Consider the following 15,267-nt stretch of genomic DNA (forward strand, 5'->3'; position numbering starts at 1 on the left):
CAAACCTCCTGGTCGCATCGGAAACCTCCTGGTCGCATCACAGACCTCCGGGCAGCAGACCGGAGTGTTCGAAGTCGATGGAGTCGGCCCGGAAGGTCAGCGACTTGCCGGGCGCTTCGATCACGACATCGGTGGCCGCGCGCAGCCGCAGCCGGTCGGCGCCGAGCTCCAGCACACTGCCGGCCCGGTTGGTCACCGTGACGCGGTTCTCGGCGTCGTCGACGACGATGGCCTGCCCGCCCGGCGTCCGTACCGACCAGCGGCGTACCGCGTCCCCGTCCACGCCGGTGTCGGGCGGGGCGACCATGCCGTACACGCCGCCGAGGACGATCCCGTCGGTGGGGCGCTGGTGCGGCAACGCCACCACCACGGAGTCCGCCACGTCGGGCAACGCCACGATGCCCTTGTCCCGACCGGCGCCCGGGCACAGCACCGCCAGCCAGCCGGCATCCAGATCGCCGTAGCCCGGCAGCGATACCCGGACCCGGCCGAGCCGGTCCGGATCGGCGACCGAGGTGACCACGCCGAGAGTCAGGGCGGTGGCCGTCTGCGCCCGGCTCGGCGTCGGCGGTGCGGTGTCGACCGCGGTGTGGAAACCCGATCCGTCGACGGTGTGCACGACCGTGCTCAACACGTACCGTCCGTCGGCGCCGGAACCCAGCCCGCTGACGTCGACTTGACGGCCGGCCCACAGCCGGGTGTCCCCGGTCGCGGTCCCGGACACGGTCTGCGCGGCGGCACCGCGCCGGTCCAGTGTCGCCTGGGCCCGGGCCGTGAGCTCGGCGTCGGTGCGACCCGCCTGGTCGACCAGCAACTCGACGACGGTGTCCGCGGTGCCGGTGCCGGGCGGTGCCGCCGGCCGGCGGCCCGCGACCTGGCGGCCGTCACCCGGCGCTGTGGCATGACCGAGCAGCGGCTCGGCCCGCTGCGGGTGCCAACCGAAGGCGGTGACCTCGGTGCAACCGGCATTCCCGGAGCCGAGGCCGCCGTCGGGCGAGGCTGTGCCGTCGGGCGTCGGGACGCCGGGCATGGGGACGCCGGGCGTTGGGACGCCGGCCGCGACACGCGCCTGGTACAACGACTCACCGGCACGCAACCCGATCGCCGGGCCGTGTCCGTTGATCGTGATCAGGCGTAGTCGCCGGCGGCGCAGCACCGGATACAGCCCGGCGGCAGACGCGCTGGCCACCAGGAACGACAGGTCGTCGCCCAACTGCACCCGCCGGTCCACCCGGGGCCCGGGCTCGGCCGCGTCGACCGTCGCCGGCACCCCCTCGATCAACGATTCGGCCAGGCCGGCCACGGTGAGATCGGTCAGTGCCCGGACCGAGCGCCGCCGGGCCAGCCGGTGCAACGGGTCGGCACCCGACATCCGAATGACCGCGGCGTCGGCGTCCCGTACCAGCTCGATGCCGGTGACGTCGCCGTCGAACACCGGGTCCGACTCGTCACCCAGGTACACCCGCAACTCGGCGCCGAGCGCCACGCCGGCCGGCCACCCGCCGCGCGGCTCGTACCCGGTCAGTTCACAGCGGGCGGGCTCGGCGAGTCGGCTGATCACCCGCATCGCGAGCACCCGAGCCACCCCCCAGGGCCGACCGTCCACCGTCACCAGTACGCGCGGGATCGCTGTCGTACCCACCTCAGTGCACCTCCCGTCGGTGACCTGGGACGGCCAGCACGGTGCCGGCCGCAACGTCCATCGGGTTGTCGATACCGTTGTGCTGGGCCAGTTCCCGCCAGCGCAGCGGGCTGTCCAACGCTTCGCTGGCGAGCAGGTCGAAGCGCACGCCGGAGAAGCCGGGTTCGGCGGCGCCATCGCCGAGCGCGGCCACGGCGGACCGGGTCGGTCGGGCTGCCTGGCCGTCGGCACGGACGTCCAGGTCGGCGTCGTACGGGTCGCCGGCGGACGAGTCTGCGTCGTGCCCGCCGACCGGACCGGACGCCGTCTCGGCGACGCGTACCAGCTTCATCCGCAGCCAGGACCGCCGTGGCACGCCCGTCGGGCCGATCGAGTCGAACCGCTCGGCCACGGCGACGACGACGGCCGGGATGTTCCAGGACTTGCCCCAGACCAGCCGTACGAGCGGCGGCCGGGCGGTGCCGTGCTGCTCGGCGACGTTCTCCGCCAGATCCCACAGCCGGCCGGTCATGGTCCGGACATCGTCCGGCGGCGTCCGCGACTCGACCAGATCGACGTCGAACACGAGGTCGACCAGCACCTCGGTGCGCCCACCACCGGTGAACAGCAACGGGTCGTCGCCGCGTCCGGCACCGACCAGCTGGCCGGCGCCGATCGTGTGTGGCCGCACCCCGGCGATCCGGCGTACCTCGAAGCTCTCCGGATTGAGCAGACAGTCGATGCGCTCGCCGGTGTCGTCGACGAGGAAGGCTACTCGCTCCACGGGACACCTCCGGCAGGGTCGGGGTGGCCGACGAACCGGTCCGGTACGTCGGCGTCGCAGGGTGCGGGTATGTCCAGCACCAGCGGTCTGATCTCGGGCGGGAACGCGGTCGACAGGACGGCCCAGGACGACCCGTCGTCCGGCAGGGCCGGCCATCGGCCCCTCGCCGTCGTCCCGCCGCCGAGCCGGCCACCGACGCGGTCGTCGCCACCGGTGACCTCGGTCGTGTCGCTGTGTTGCGCTGGCAGCTCCGGCCAGGACGTCCGGGTAGGCACGCGGAACCGCCCGTCGTCCGCGGCGCCCGGCTCCGTCCTGGTCGGCCAGGCCCTCGTGGTCTCCGTCGGCGTGCCGGCCGAGAGCCGCGGCCCGTGCGCGCTCGGTTGCGCCGCGTCGGCAGCGGTCTCACCGCGCCGCCTCGGCCGGATCGTCTCCGGCGGATGCTCGGCGGCCGACGCGGCTGCCTCGGCCGGTGCGGTCCACGGCGTGGGCGCGGCGACCGCCGGTGCCGCGGCCGGCCGTGCTGACATCCATGGTCCCCGCGGGTGCGTGGCCGTGGTCTCGGTACGCGGCTGGGCGAAGTGGGACCGGATCGACCGGCTGGCCGGCAGCGGCCTGCCGACCGAATCGGGTGTGGTGCGCTCGGTGTCTTCGCCGTCACCGACATACCGCACCTGATCGGCCCGACCGGAACGGGTAACCGCCGACGGGTGGTTCGCGGTGGTTCCCGCTTCCGCGGTGGTTCCCGCTTCCGCGGTGGTTCCCGCTTCCGGGACGGCACCGGCGTTGGCGACCGTCCTCGCCGCGGCGCTCCACCGGCCGGCCGCGTCGGTCGACGTCGGCGTCGCACCAGGACCGTCGTGGTGCGGTGGGTGCCCGGTGACCGGTGGACGGATCGGCGGCGCGATCAACCGTCCAGGTCGGTCGACGCGGTCGACGAGCAGCTGCGGCGCGCGTCGCCGCACCACCCGCAGCCAGTGTCCGGGTACCCCCTGGCGATGCTGCGGCCAGTGTCCGGGCACGCCGTCCGCCGGCCGACGGTCCGCATCGTGGCACGTCGGTGGCACCTCGACAGGTGGCGGCGCCGCGCCGTCCTGACCGGTCGCCGGCGGGCGTACGGTCAGGCCGACCGGCGCCGCAGCGCCGTGGTCGATCCGGACAGCGATCCGGACCAACCACGACGCCACGGCGTCCACGCACCGCGACAGCCGGTCGACCCACCGGGCGGCGTGCCATGCCGACCAGGCCAGCCAGCGCACCAGGTAGGCGGCACCGCGTCGGGAACGGGTGGCGAACTCAGCCAGAGCTGCCATTGCTGGTCTCCCGCTGGAGCCCTTCGTGCGCCAGCACCAGGGTCTCGATGGCGAGTTCCCGGCTCATCGCGTCCAGCGGCGCCCCGTACCACTCCTGCGGCCAGGCGTTGATCAGGTTCCACCGCATGACCTCGGTGGCACCGGCCGGATCGAGCATGACCACCGAGACGTTGCGCCGCTCGACCCGGCCTTCGACGGCCGTCATCAGCCAGTCCCACAGGTCGGTGGACGAGGTGAGCCCGAACCGCAGCGTCACCGAGCTGTACGTCACCTGGCCCGGAATGGCCCGGACGATCGAGCTGTTGCCGGCTTCCCGGTACGCGATCCGCTCGACCGTGACGCCGAGACCGCCGACCTCGGTGAAGTGCCCTTCGGTCACGTTGTTGATCAAAAGCTTGAAACTGTACGCCCGGAACGGGTCCAGTACGTTGCCGGGCTGCGTGCCCGGGGATCCCGCTGCCATGTCAGCCTCCCACCGTCTCGATATCGCCGCCCGCCATCGACTGGCTGAGCTTGAACACGACGAACTCCGCCGGCTTCACCGGCGCCACTCCGATCAGGGCGACCACCTGTCCGGCGTCGCGGACCTCGGCCGGGTTGGTTTCCTCGTCGCACTTGACGAAGAACGCCTCCTGTGGCGAGCTGCCCAACAGCGCACCGTCGCGCCAGACCCGGGTCAGGAAGGCGTTGATGTCGCGGCGGATCGACCGCCACAACAGCCCGTCGTTGGGCTCGAACACGATCCACCGGGTACCTTCGCTGATGGACTCCTTGAGCATGTTGAACAGGCGTCGTACGTTGAGGTAGCGCCACTCGCTGGCCTCGGCGGCCAACGTCCGGGCACCCCAGACGCGGGCGCCTTCAGCGGTGAAGTGGCGGATGCAGTTGACCCCTTTCGGGTTGAGCACGTCCTGCTCGGCCCGGGTCACCCGATAGGACAGATCGACCACGCCACGCACCGGCTCGTTGGCTGGCGCCTTGTGCACGCCCCGGCCGCTGTCGGTGCGTGCCCACACCCCGGCGAGGTGCCCGCTGGGGGGAGTGGCCACCGGTGCTCCGCTGCTCGGATCGCGGACCACGATCCAGGGAAAGTAGAACGCGCCGTAGTCGGACTGGCGCGGCCGCAGACCCGAGGTGCCGGCGGTGTCCTCCGTACCGGTGCCGCGGCCGCCGCCGTCGGCCTTGGCCTGGGTCGGCGACGAGTCGTCGGTCTTGCCGCGTGCCGCCTTGCCAACGGGCGCGGTCGCCACCCTGGTGAGCTGCTCGACGTTGGTGACGTCCGCGGGCGGATCCAGAATGGCGACCCGGTCGCCCAGCCGTTCGCAGTGGCTGAGCACCGCCTCGTACGACATCGCGTCGCTGTAGCCGGGGGCGCACACGATCGCGATCTCGTCCACCGCTTCCAGCAGGTCCAGCCCGTGCCGGCCGGCGGAGCCACCGGCGACCGGCGATCCGGGCGCGATGTTGACCACGTAGCAGCGGCCGCCGCCGTTGTCGAAGAACCCGTACACGGCACGGGACAACGGCGTACTAGGCGTGTCCGTGCCACTGGCGAAGACACGGACGAAGTCGGTCCAGCTGTTGACCGCGACCGCCTCGCCCGGTCGGGCCCTGCGGTCCGGTGCGGTGCCGACGAATCCCGCCGTACTGGTCCCGACGGCGCCGATCGGTCGGGCGCCGCTGGGTACCTCCTCGACGTAGATGCCGGGTGATGAGTAGAAGGGCATCGAGTCTCAAACCTCCCTGGGATCGCCGATCCGAATCGGCGCGATGTCTACATGCAGCGGCTCACGTACGCGCACCGTGGGCGGGGCCGGCCGGGCGACCCGTACCGGCACATCCAGTTGCAGCGCCGCCCGCGGGATGGTGCCGAACGCCTGCCAGGTCATCGGGTCGATCGGCTCCACCACCAGGCTCACCGGCCCCGGCGCGTCGACCGAGGCGGCGATGATCCGATCCATCGCGACGAGGGCCGCCGCGGGGGTCGGCTCGGTCCCGCCCGGGCTGGTGCCCGATCCGGGGCCGGCGCAGGCGGCGACCAGAAACCGAACCCGCAGGCGCAGCACGTCCTGGCTGGTGCCGCCGCGGGTGGTCGGATCGGGCAGCAGCGCCAACGGCCACAGCCGGAGTGCTTCTCCTGCCGTCGCCCCGTTCCACCGGGGTGCCGCCAGGACCGCGGGTACTCCGGCCCGGGCCAGCCAGGCCAACGCGGTCTGCGCCGCGCCGGCCAGCGGACCGGGCAGTGGAGTCGAGTCGCCGGACATCGGTACCGCCTTCCTCTGCAAGGCCACCGCCGGTTGGCGACGGCGCTATGTAGAGGAGTGGGCCGGTAGCGCTGATACACCTGGTAGGTGTCGGCAGTCCGACTCGGTACCCGAGAAAACTCGACGACCTGGTGCGGTCGGCTCAGCCCCGACCGTCTTCGTTGATCACAGCATGATCCATTCGGTGTACACCGCCGGCTCACCGTCGGCCGTCGCGCACACCAGCCGGGTCGGCCCCGGCAGCAGACCGTCCAGCGTGAAGCGACCGAGCGCGTCGGCCTCGGCGCTGGTGAGGTGGGCGGCCTCGCCGCCGGCCCGCTCGACCCGCACCCGTGCGGGCTGTGGCGGCACGAGCTGGCCGACGATCCGCAGCCGATCACGGATCCGGGTCATCTCGACCTCGACGGTCAACGCCTCGGCCCGGAAGGTGAGCAATCGCGCCGCCGCGCCGCGCACCCCGGCCGACGCGGACAGACTGTCGTCGACCAACCGGGCGAGGTCGGTGTCGAGGGTGCGCCAGTCGAAGCTGGCGATGGCGGCGGACAGCACCTGCGGCGGGACCGGGTCGATCCGGGCCAGCAGCCGGTCGAGCCGGACGAGCAACTCGTCGTCGGGGGTGGTCGGGTCGTCGCTCATGCCTCTGAACGTTCCTCTCCAACCGGTCGCCGCGGTCCCGGCTCGCGCAGATAGGACCGCAGCGTCGCCAGGCACCGGGCGCGGGTCGGGCCGAGACTGCCGATCGGCACCGACAGGGTCGTCGCGGCGACCGCGTAGTTCTCCGTCGGTTCGATGACCAGCAGTCGCAGCAGTTCCTGGCAGCGGGCCGACAGCCGGCGGAACGCCTGCCACAACTCGGCGTCGGTCTCCTCGGCGACGAGTCGCTGCCACGGCTCCGGCTGCGTGTCGTCGGTCGGCTCCGGCGTCGCGGAGTCCGGTAGCGGCGCCTCCCGCCGGGCGCGCAGCAGTGCGAGAGCCTCCCGGCGGGCGGTGGTGGCCAGCCACGACCCGACCGACGCGGGATTGCGTAGCCGGCCGAGGTTCTCCACGAGCCGTAGCCAGGTGGCCTGGCTCACGTCGGCCGCGTCGGCGTCGTCGAGCCGGTAACCGCGCGCCACCGCCCACACCAGCCTCGCATAGCGCGCGACCAGCGCCTCCCACGCCGCCCGGTCGCCGCCCGCCGCGGCGTGAACCAGCTCGGCGACCTCATCGTCCTGGCTCATGGCGGCAGAGCGTACCGCAGTGTCGAGGGTGCTCATATCAATCCGACGTGGCCACCGAAGCGCTGCCCGGCCGATGCCACCTCCGCCAGGAGGCGCTCGACGGCGGCCACCGCACCCACCCCGGCACCGATCCGCGCGGCGACCTCGGCGGCCACCCGCGGCGCGGCGAACGAGGTACCACTCCACAGTGCCCAGCCGTCCGGGAAGAAGGTGTGGTCGATGAAGGTACTCCTGACGTCCTGACCCGGCGCGACCAGACTGACCCACGAACCGGTGTTGCTCCACGAGCACAGTCGCGTGCCGTCGTGCGCGGCGACGGCCACCACCTGCCCGCTCCACGACTCGCCCGCACCGGCGAACGCCGCGGGCCAGAACGGATCGGTGCGGTTGCCGTCGTTGCCGGCGGCGGCGACCACCACCCGGTCGTGCCCGGACAACGCCCGGCTCAGCGCCGTCCGTATGCCGAGCGGTGCCGTGCCGTCTGCGGTGAACCCGCCGAGCGACAGGTTGATGACCTTGGTGTCCGGGTGCAGCCGTCCGAGCGCGATGGCGAGGTCCGCCTCGGTGCAGACACCGAAGGTGTCCAGCACCCGGATCACCCGCAGCGCCGCCCGGTCCGTGTGGGTGGTGATCACACCGCCGATGAAGTTGGCGTGACCGACGTCGCCGTCGAGCAGCCCGTCGTTGTCGACGTCGGTCTCGGTCTCCAGCTCGACACCGCCCGGGACGAGGTAGTCGGTGGGCAGCCGGGTGTCCCGCCACAGTCCGGTGTCCACGATGGTCACCGGGACCGGGTCGACACCGTCCGCCGGGGACTTGATCGTCATCGCGGCGGTGGGCACCGGTGGGCCGAACGGGCCACCGTGGTTGAACGGGCTGGACAGGAAGATGTGGTTCGGGCTGGCCAGTCGGGTGCCGGACGGGCGGGCGGCGCGCAGGGTCCGCAGCGCGCCCGGCACGTCCAACCCGGGGGCCCGGTAGCGGCGCAGGCCCGGCAGCAACTCCTCGTCGCCGGAATCCGCACGGGCGGCAGCGGCCCGGCCGAGGTAACGCTCCACGTCGCGCCGTCCGTCGTCGACGACGAGCAGTTCGTCGGCGACGTACCAGGCGCGGGAGGTGCCCACGGCGGTGTGCCGCAGTTGTCGGAGACCCTCCAACCGGGTCTGGCGGCGGGCAGTGTATCGGCTGAGCCGTTCCGGAGACGTGGCCATGATGATCTCTCCTCCACTTGGCGGGCCTCGCCAAACTAGAGGGCCGACACCGGTCGCTGATACGACCGGTACCCGACAGTTTCCGGCTGTGTCAGGATCGCCAGGTGTCGGGCAGCGGCGATCGGGCGGACAACGGTCCAGCGGGCGACGCGCTGCGGTTGGTCACCGCCGACCCGAAGCGGGCGGCCGTGGTCGCCGGTGCCGCGCTCGCCGCCGCCCGCGAACGCGGTGACTCCGATGAGGAGTCGCTGGCACTGCGGGCGTTGGGCCTGGTCGCCCGCGAACAGCACGACGCGGTACGGGCGCTGCGCCAGCTCCGTCAGGCATGCCGGGTGGCGCAGACGGCGGGGCTGGACCGCCGGGCGGCGGAGGCCCGGATGAGCCTGGCCCTGGTGCTGGCCGAGGCCGGTCACCCGCGACGGGCGCTACGCGAGATCGACATCGCCGCGCCCGCCCTGCGCGGGCTGCCGGCGGCCCGCCTGCAGATGCAACGCGCCCTGATCCTCGACCGGCTCAGCCGATTCGCCGAGGCGATGGCCGGCTACACCGAGGCGCTCGCCGCCTTCCGTCGCGGCGACGACCAGCTCTGGCAGGCACGGGCGTTGACCAACCGTGGAGTCCTGCACGCCTACCGGGGCAGCCTGCGTCAGGCCGAGGCCGATCTGCGCGGCGCGGAACAGGGGTACGCCACGCTCGGCCAGGAGCTGGCGCTGGCGCAGGTACGGCACAACCTCGGCTTCGTACTGTCGCGTGCGGGCGACATCCCCGGTGCCCTGCGCTGGTACGACCTGGCCGACGAGTACTTTGCCCGGACCACCCGCCCGGCGATCGCCCTGATGGACCGCGGCGAGCTGCTGCTGCGCGCCCGGTTGCTGCCGGAGGCGCGGGCGGCGGCCGAGGCGGCCCTCGACGCCGCCCGCGCCAGCCGGATGGGACTGTTCGAGGCACAGGCCCGGTTGATGCTGGCCGAGGTCGCCCTGGCCGAGGACGACCGGGTGACCGCGACCGGGCAGTCCCGGGCCGCGCACCGGGCGTTCATCCGGCAGGATCGTCCGGCCTGGGCGGCGCTCGCCCGCTATGTCGGACTGCGGGCGGCGGCCTGCGACGGGCCGGCGCACCTGCGGCAGGCCCGCTCGGTGGCGCGGGCGCTGGCCGCGAGCCACTGGCCGGGGCCGGCGCTGGACGCCCGCCTCTACGCCGCAGGCCTCGCCCTGGACCGCGCGTTGCGTGGCGGGCGGCAGGCCGAGGTGGCGGCGGTCGCCGCCGAGCTGAGCGCCATCCGCGCGGCCGGCCGGGGCGGTCCCGCCCAGCTGCGCGCCCGCGCCTGGCACGCCGAGGCACTGCGGCGCGACGCCACCGGTGATCCGGCCGGCGCACGTCGCGCGTTGGCGGCGGGGATGGCGGTGCTGGACCGCTACCAGGCCGCCCTTGGCGCCACCGAGCTGCGGGTACTGGCCGGCGGGCATGCCCTCGACCTGGCCAGCACCGGACTACGGCTCGCGGTCCGCGATGACCGGGCCCGCGCCGTCCTGCGCTGGAGCGAACGATGGCGGGCCGCCGCGTTGCGCCTGCCGCCGACCCGTCCGCCGGACGAGGCCGGGCTCGCCGCCGATCTCGCCGAGCTGCGCCGGGTGGTCGACGAGGCGAGCCAGCCGGGCGCGACCCGGGTCACGACGCTGCTGCGCCGGCAGCGGGCGATCGAGGAACGGATCCGGTCCCGCAGCTGGCGGGCGATCGGCACGGAGCCCGGCACCGGCACCGGTGCGCCGCTGGACCGGCTCGTCACGGCCCTCGCCGACCGGACCCTGGTGGAGCTGTTCGAGCTCGACCGGACGCTGTACGCCGTGGTGGCCTGCGGCGGCCGGTTCCGCAGCCGGGCGCTGGCTCCCCTGAGCGTGGTCACCGACGAGTTGCGCGCGCTGCGCTTCGCGCTGCGGCGGATCCTGCTCGGGCACGGGGCGGCCGAGTCCCGGGCCGCCGCCGCGGCGGCGGCCGAGTACGCGGTACGTCGCCTGGACGACGTGATCTTCGGCGGACTCCGGTCCTGGCTCGGTGGCGGCGGACTGGTCCTGGTCCCGGTCGGGGCACTGCACGCGATGCCGTGGGCGCTGCTGCCGACCTGCGCCGGTCGACCGGTCACCGTGGCACCGTCCGCCTCGGCGTGGCTCACCGCGTACTCGCGGGACCGGACCGCCCGCGCGGCGGCGGCCGCGCCACCGCGTGGACCGCACCCGGTGCTGGTCGCCGGTCCCGGTCTGCGCCACGCGGACGCCGAGGTGCGTCGGCTGGCCGAGGCGCTCGCCCCGGTCGAGGCGTTGACCGGCGCGGACGCCACCGCGGAGGCCGTGCTCAAGGCGCTCGACGGGGCACCGCTGGCCCATCTCGCCGCGCACGGCGAGTTCCGCACCGACAATCCGATGTTCTCGCACGTGCGCCTGGCCGACGGCCCACTGACCGTCTACGACCTGGAACGGTTGGCCCACGCGCCGGGCACGGTGGTGCTCTCGGCCTGTGACGTGGGGCTGTCGGCCGTGCACCCGGGCGAGGAACTGATGGGCCTCACCGCCGCGCTGCTGCACCTCGGTACGGCGAACGTGCTGGCCAGCGTCCTGCCGGCGGAGGACTTGGCAGCCCAGGAACTGATGGTGGACGTGCACCGGCGGCTGGCCGCCGGGGATCCGCCGGCGGTCGCCCTCGCCGGCGCACAGGCGCAGATCGGCGGTGGCCTGGACGCCCGCGCGGCCACCGCCGCCGCCTTCGTCTGTTTCGGCGCCGGCTGACCGGCACCGGACCCGGGCCACCGCCCGGGTCCGGCGCCGCCGCCGCTACAGCGGCCGCAACCGCACGTTGCGGAACTCCATCACGTCGTTGGTGCCGTGATTCTGCAACCCGACGAAACCACTGGCGAACTGGCGCAGATCGGTCGGCGGGTCACCGGCGCGGGACGACTGCTTGCCCGGTACGTTGTCGAACTCGCTGATCGTCACCCCGTTGCGGATGATCGTGTAGTGCTGCCCGACGACGCGGATCTCGTAGTCGTTCCACTCGTCCTTCGGGCCGGGACGGGCCTGTTCCAGGTCGTTGGGCTGGAAGTTGTAGATCGACCCGGTCTTCTGCGGTTCCCCGGTCGTCCCGTCGTAGAGCTGGATCTCGTGGCCGCAGAAGATCGCCACCCACGCCTGCGAGCTGCGGGCCGAGCCGACCGTGCCGCAACTGCCCTCGGGCCGGTCCGCCACCGGGATCCGCGGATCCGGGAACCGGACGAAGACCCCGCTGTTGGCCCGAATCGATCCCGGCGACACGTCCTTGAACTGCAGGCGTAGCGAGTAGTCGGCGAACTCCTCCGCGCCGTACCAGAGCATGCCGAGCCCGCCGGAGGTGCTCATCGAACCGTCCGGTCGCAGCCTGAAGGTGCCGCCGGGGGCCTGCCGCCAGCCGGCCAGCGAGTATCCGGTGCCGTCGAACAGCGGCCGGTAGCCGGCGGTGCGGCCGATCGGGGCGGCGTCGCCGGCCGCGAGCAGTGCCGCCGCCTCGTCGTCGTCCAGCACGCCGTCGCCGGTCAGCTGCGCCACCACCTCGTCGAGATGGCTGGTGAACGAGCCCTGGTTCGGCCACTCCCGCTCGTCGTCGATCAGGTCGTTGACCGTGCAGCCGGCCCCGGCCGGCCGGTTGGGCAGCCCGGTGTCGGTGTCCAGCAGCCACACCGTCTCCCGGGCGTCCGGGGCGTCGCAGCCGGTGTCGACGACCACCGTCTGCTCGGCGACCTCCCCGTCGGCGTAGGTGACCTTCAGCTTGGCCTCGAAGCGACCGTGCTTGCGGTAGGTGTGGGTGGGGTGCGGCAGGTGCGACACCCGGTTGCCCTCGCCGAAGGTCCACTCCCAGGCGACACCGCCGACCCGGTGGCTGGAGAACGCCACCGTCCGCGGGTCGCTCGGGTCGGGCACCCGGGCGGAGGCGTCCTGCGGGCCCGGGGTGGCCGGCCCGCCGTCGTAGACGATCCGGACCAGCTTCTGGTTGCCGTGCAGGGTGAAGAATCCGCCGCCGTAGTCGAGCAGGTAGAGCGCGCCATCCGGGCCGAACTTCGCGTCCATCCAGGACTGCAGCTGGGTGCCGCCGTTGCCGCCCGGGATGATCGCCCGCAGGTCCTCACCGAAGGCGGGCGCCCCCTGGGTGGGCACGACCGCCGGGTCGACGGTCACCGCCACCCGGTTGCCGGAGTTGGACTGGTCGCCGATGAACCACTTGCCGTCCCAGTACTCCGGCCAGGCCACCGGACTGTCCTGGTCGATCTCGGAGCGGTGGTAGGTCGGCCCGTTCATCACCGCCTGGCCGCCGCCGCGCAGGTACGGCCGGGTGAAGGTCTCCTCGCCCGGCACGTACGACGGCAGACCGCTACCGTCGGTGCGGATCGGGAAGACCGGGCCGCCGCCCTGCGGCGAGTACCAGATCATGCTGTCGCGGGCCGGCGGCAGTTGCACCAACCCGGTGTTGCGCGGCGACTCGTTGCGCAGGTTGTCGCAGTCGTACCAGCCGGTCAGCACGGTCGCGTCGGTGTTGCTGCGGTCCCGGTACGGCTGCCGGTTGCCCATGCAGTACGGCCAGCCCTGGTTGCCGGCGGAGGTGATGATCGTGGCGTTCTCGTACTTCGCCGGACCCAGCTGCGGATCGGGGTTGGTGGCGTCCGGGCCGACCCATGCCGCGGTCAGCCAGTCGTTCACCGGGTCCCAGGCGATCCGGGACGGGTTGCGTACCCCCATCACGTAGATCTCCGGGCGGGTCTTGCCGCCGCCCTCCTCGTCGCCGGTGAACAGGTTGCCCGCCGGGATGCTGTACGTGCCGTCCGGCTGCGGCGTGATCCGCAGGATCTTGCCGTTGAGGCTGTTGGTGTTGCCGGCGGTGCGCCGGGCGTCCTGGAACGACGTGCCGGCGTACTCCTGGGTCCAGTTGTTGCCGGAGTAGCCGCTGGAGCCGCCGGAGGAGTTGGCGTCGCCGGTGCTGACGTAGAGGTTGCCCGCGTTGTCGAAGGTCATGCCGCCGCCGGCGTGGCAGCAGCTGTGGATCTGGGTGTCCCAGTGCAGCAGATCGGCCCGGCTGACCTGGTCGACGGTGGCGTCGTCGTGGTCGTAGGTGAACCGGGAGATGGTCCGTTGGCCGATCCGCCGGTCCCGGTCGATCGACTCGTGCGGCATCCAGTAGACGTAGAACCAGCCGTTCTGCTCGAACTGCGGGTCCAGCGTGATGCCGAGCAGACCCTCCTCGTTCTTGACCAGTTCGCTGCCACTGCCCCGGTTGCCCATCACGGCGAGGGTGGTCAGCAGCTTCGCCTGCCCGGTCTGCGGATCCCACTGGTGGATGGTGCCGCAGCCCTTGCCGACGTCCGGGCTCGACCAGTCGGGGATGGCGCCGGTGGCGCACGCGGCGCGTCCGATGTAGAAGACGGTCCCGTCCGGGGCGATGGTCAGCCCGTGCGGCTCACCGATCTGGTCCATCTGCCCCGCCTGGTTGGCGCCGGTCAACCGTTCCACCCGGTAGTTGGCCGCGATCGTCGCCTGGCAGTCGCCACGGACCGTGCCGGCGGTCCACCGGATCGCGCCGAGGATGTGGTCGCGGAACTGCGCGTCCTGCGCCCAGGCGGACTCGGTACGGCCCATGCCGGTGTAGAACGACCGGCCGCCGTCGTAGTCGTGACACCAGGAGACCGGGTGGAACGGGCCGTTGCCGCTCAGCCCCGCGTCGTAGCTCGACTCGTCGACCTGGGCGACGGTGTGCACCCGGCCGACCGGGCTCGGGTCCCAGTTGATCCACTGGTCGTCGCGGGTCCAGCTCAGCGGCAGGTGCCCGGTGGCCGGATGGTTCCGGTCGGTGATGTCCACCGTGGCCCGCTGGACCTGGGTCTCCGGGGCCGACCCGGCGTCCTCGGCGATCAGCCAGAGCTCGGCGAGCTGGGTCAACGGCTCGCCGCTGTTCGCCGTGATGGTCAGCCGGTAGTGCTGGTAGGCCTCGGTGTTGTCGACGGTGAACTGGCGGGTGAGGTAGCGCTGCCCGAACGTCTCACCGGTGCGCCGGTCCAGGTCGGTCCAGTCCTGCCCGTCGGTGGAGCCCTGCAGGGTCCAGTCCCGGGGGTCACGGCCCGCGAAGTCGTTGGCCGAGGTCAGGGCGTACCGGGTGATCACCGTCGGTGCCGCCAGCGTGCCGGCCAGCCAACCGGTCGGGGTGCGGGTCAACCACTTGGTGCCGGTCAGGCCGTCGAAGGCGTGCGTGGCGGTCTCGTTCGGCGGGTTGTTGCCGCTGGCACTCGCCTCGACCACCGTCTCCGACGGTGGCAGGGTGGGTGCCGGCCGGGTGCCGAGCAGACCGGTGAACCATGCCGAACCGGACTGGGCGTAGGCCGCGTCGTGCACGCCGACGAAGCCACCGCCGGCCTTGACGTACGCCTGGAAGGCGGCCTCCTGCGCGTCGTCGAGCGTGACGCCGTTGGTCGAGAGGAAGACCACGCTGCGGTAGCGGGCCAGGTTGTCCGGGTTGAACACGCTCGGGTCGTCGGAGGAGTGCACGTAGAAGCCGTGCTCGTTGCCGAGGCGGCGGATCACGTTGGTGGCGCGGCGTACCGGGTCGGCCTGTTCGGCCTCCGGACCGTGGAAGACCAGCACGTTGACCACCCGGTTGCCCCAGGTCGGCGGTGCGGTGTAGGCCGGTGCCGGGGAGGCCGGGACGGTCAGCAGACCGGCCAGCAGGGTCGCGGCGGCGGTGAGCGCCGTGGCGCGTCGGCCAGGGCTGCCGGGTCGGGGACGGGATCGGGGAAACCTGAAATGGCGTCTGTCGGCCATTCCTGCTCCTTACAGCGGTCGGCGGGGTGC

Annotated in this window: 11 protein-coding genes; 1 reads left to right on the forward strand and 10 read right to left on the reverse strand. The window is 72.9% G+C overall.

What is annotated here, in order from left to right; genetic code table 11:
• Positions 1 to 37: 37 nt before the first annotated feature.
• From ACN27F_RS32805 to ACN27F_RS32845, 9 genes are all read right to left on the reverse strand, one after another.
• Complete coding sequence (locus ACN27F_RS32805) at positions 38 to 1,642, reverse strand: phage baseplate assembly protein V (RefSeq protein WP_421439392.1); 1,605 nt, start codon at positions 1,640 to 1,642, stop codon at positions 38 to 40.
• A 1-nt stretch (position 1,643) separates the two neighbouring features.
• On the reverse strand, positions 1,644 to 2,405 hold the full coding sequence (locus tag ACN27F_RS32810) for a hypothetical protein (protein WP_421439393.1): 762 nt from the start codon (positions 2,403 to 2,405) through the stop codon (positions 1,644 to 1,646).
• A complete protein-coding gene (locus ACN27F_RS32815) occupies positions 2,393 to 3,715 on the reverse strand; it encodes a hypothetical protein (protein WP_421439395.1) in 1,323 nt (440 codons plus the stop codon). Before ACN27F_RS32815 ends, ACN27F_RS32810 begins: the two co-directional genes overlap by 13 nt.
• Entirely contained in the window at positions 3,699 to 4,178 is a 480-nt protein-coding gene (locus ACN27F_RS32820) for a phage tail protein (protein WP_421439397.1), read from the reverse strand. Before ACN27F_RS32820 ends, ACN27F_RS32815 begins: the two co-directional genes overlap by 17 nt.
• Position 4,179: 1 nt before the next feature.
• Positions 4,180 to 5,442 (reverse strand): phage tail sheath family protein, encoded by a 1,263-nt coding sequence (locus tag ACN27F_RS32825; RefSeq protein ID WP_421439399.1) that lies wholly within the window; start codon positions 5,440 to 5,442, stop codon positions 4,180 to 4,182.
• 6 nt (positions 5,443 to 5,448) lie between these two features.
• The gene (locus ACN27F_RS32830; protein WP_421439401.1) at positions 5,449 to 5,979 is read right to left on the reverse strand and encodes a hypothetical protein; all 531 of its coding nucleotides are present in this window, start codon (positions 5,977 to 5,979) and stop codon (positions 5,449 to 5,451) included.
• 165 nt (positions 5,980 to 6,144) lie between these two features.
• Positions 6,145 to 6,615, reverse strand: a complete 471-nt coding sequence (locus ACN27F_RS32835) for a hypothetical protein (protein WP_421439403.1) — start codon at positions 6,613 to 6,615, stop codon at positions 6,145 to 6,147.
• Positions 6,612 to 7,199: an RNA polymerase sigma factor gene (locus ACN27F_RS32840; protein ID WP_421439405.1), complete on the reverse strand. Its 588-nt coding sequence runs from the start codon at positions 7,197 to 7,199 to the stop codon at positions 6,612 to 6,614. The genes ACN27F_RS32835 and ACN27F_RS32840 overlap by 4 nt, the downstream gene beginning before the upstream one ends.
• A gap of 32 nt (positions 7,200 to 7,231) precedes the next feature.
• A complete protein-coding gene (locus ACN27F_RS32845; RefSeq protein WP_421439406.1) occupies positions 7,232 to 8,410 on the reverse strand; it encodes a S8/S53 family peptidase in 1,179 nt (392 codons plus the stop codon).
• Positions 8,411 to 8,787: 377 nt separating this feature from the next.
• Between ACN27F_RS32845 and ACN27F_RS32850 the strand changes: the two genes are divergently transcribed.
• Complete coding sequence (locus ACN27F_RS32850) at positions 8,788 to 11,190, forward strand: CHAT domain-containing protein (RefSeq protein ID WP_421440590.1); 2,403 nt, start codon at positions 8,788 to 8,790, stop codon at positions 11,188 to 11,190.
• A 45-nt stretch (positions 11,191 to 11,235) separates the two neighbouring features.
• Here ACN27F_RS32850 and ACN27F_RS32855 read toward each other — a convergent pair whose 3' ends face one another.
• Complete coding sequence (locus ACN27F_RS32855) at positions 11,236 to 15,237, reverse strand: ThuA domain-containing protein (protein ID WP_421439408.1); 4,002 nt, start codon at positions 15,235 to 15,237, stop codon at positions 11,236 to 11,238.
• Positions 15,238 to 15,267: the final 30 nt, after the last annotated feature.

The organism is Solwaraspora sp. WMMB335 (assembly GCF_049179075.1).
Taxonomy (GTDB): Bacteria; Actinomycetota; Actinomycetes; order Mycobacteriales; family Micromonosporaceae; genus Micromonospora_E.

Excerpts from the sequence above, each read along its gene's own strand:
- ACN27F_RS32830 (WP_421439401.1), bottom strand. The coding sequence starts at position 5,979 with ATGTCCGGCGACTCGACTCCACTGCCCGGTCCGCTGGCCGGCGCGGCG.
- ACN27F_RS32825 (WP_421439399.1), bottom strand. The coding sequence starts at position 5,442 with ATGCCCTTCTACTCATCACCCGGCATCTACGTCGAGGAGGTACCCAGC.
- ACN27F_RS32840 (WP_421439405.1), bottom strand. The coding sequence starts at position 7,199 with ATGAGCCAGGACGATGAGGTCGCCGAGCTGGTTCACGCCGCGGCGGGC.
- ACN27F_RS32820 (WP_421439397.1), bottom strand. The coding sequence starts at position 4,178 with ATGGCAGCGGGATCCCCGGGCACGCAGCCCGGCAACGTACTGGACCCG.
- ACN27F_RS32855 (WP_421439408.1), bottom strand. The coding sequence starts at position 15,237 with ATGGCCGACAGACGCCATTTCAGGTTTCCCCGATCCCGTCCCCGACCC.
- ACN27F_RS32815 (WP_421439395.1), bottom strand. The coding sequence starts at position 3,715 with ATGGCAGCTCTGGCTGAGTTCGCCACCCGTTCCCGACGCGGTGCCGCC.
- ACN27F_RS32835 (WP_421439403.1), bottom strand. The coding sequence starts at position 6,615 with ATGAGCGACGACCCGACCACCCCCGACGACGAGTTGCTCGTCCGGCTC.
- ACN27F_RS32845 (WP_421439406.1), bottom strand. The coding sequence starts at position 8,410 with ATGGCCACGTCTCCGGAACGGCTCAGCCGATACACTGCCCGCCGCCAG.
- ACN27F_RS32850 (WP_421440590.1), top strand. The coding sequence starts at position 8,788 with ATGAGCCTGGCCCTGGTGCTGGCCGAGGCCGGTCACCCGCGACGGGCG.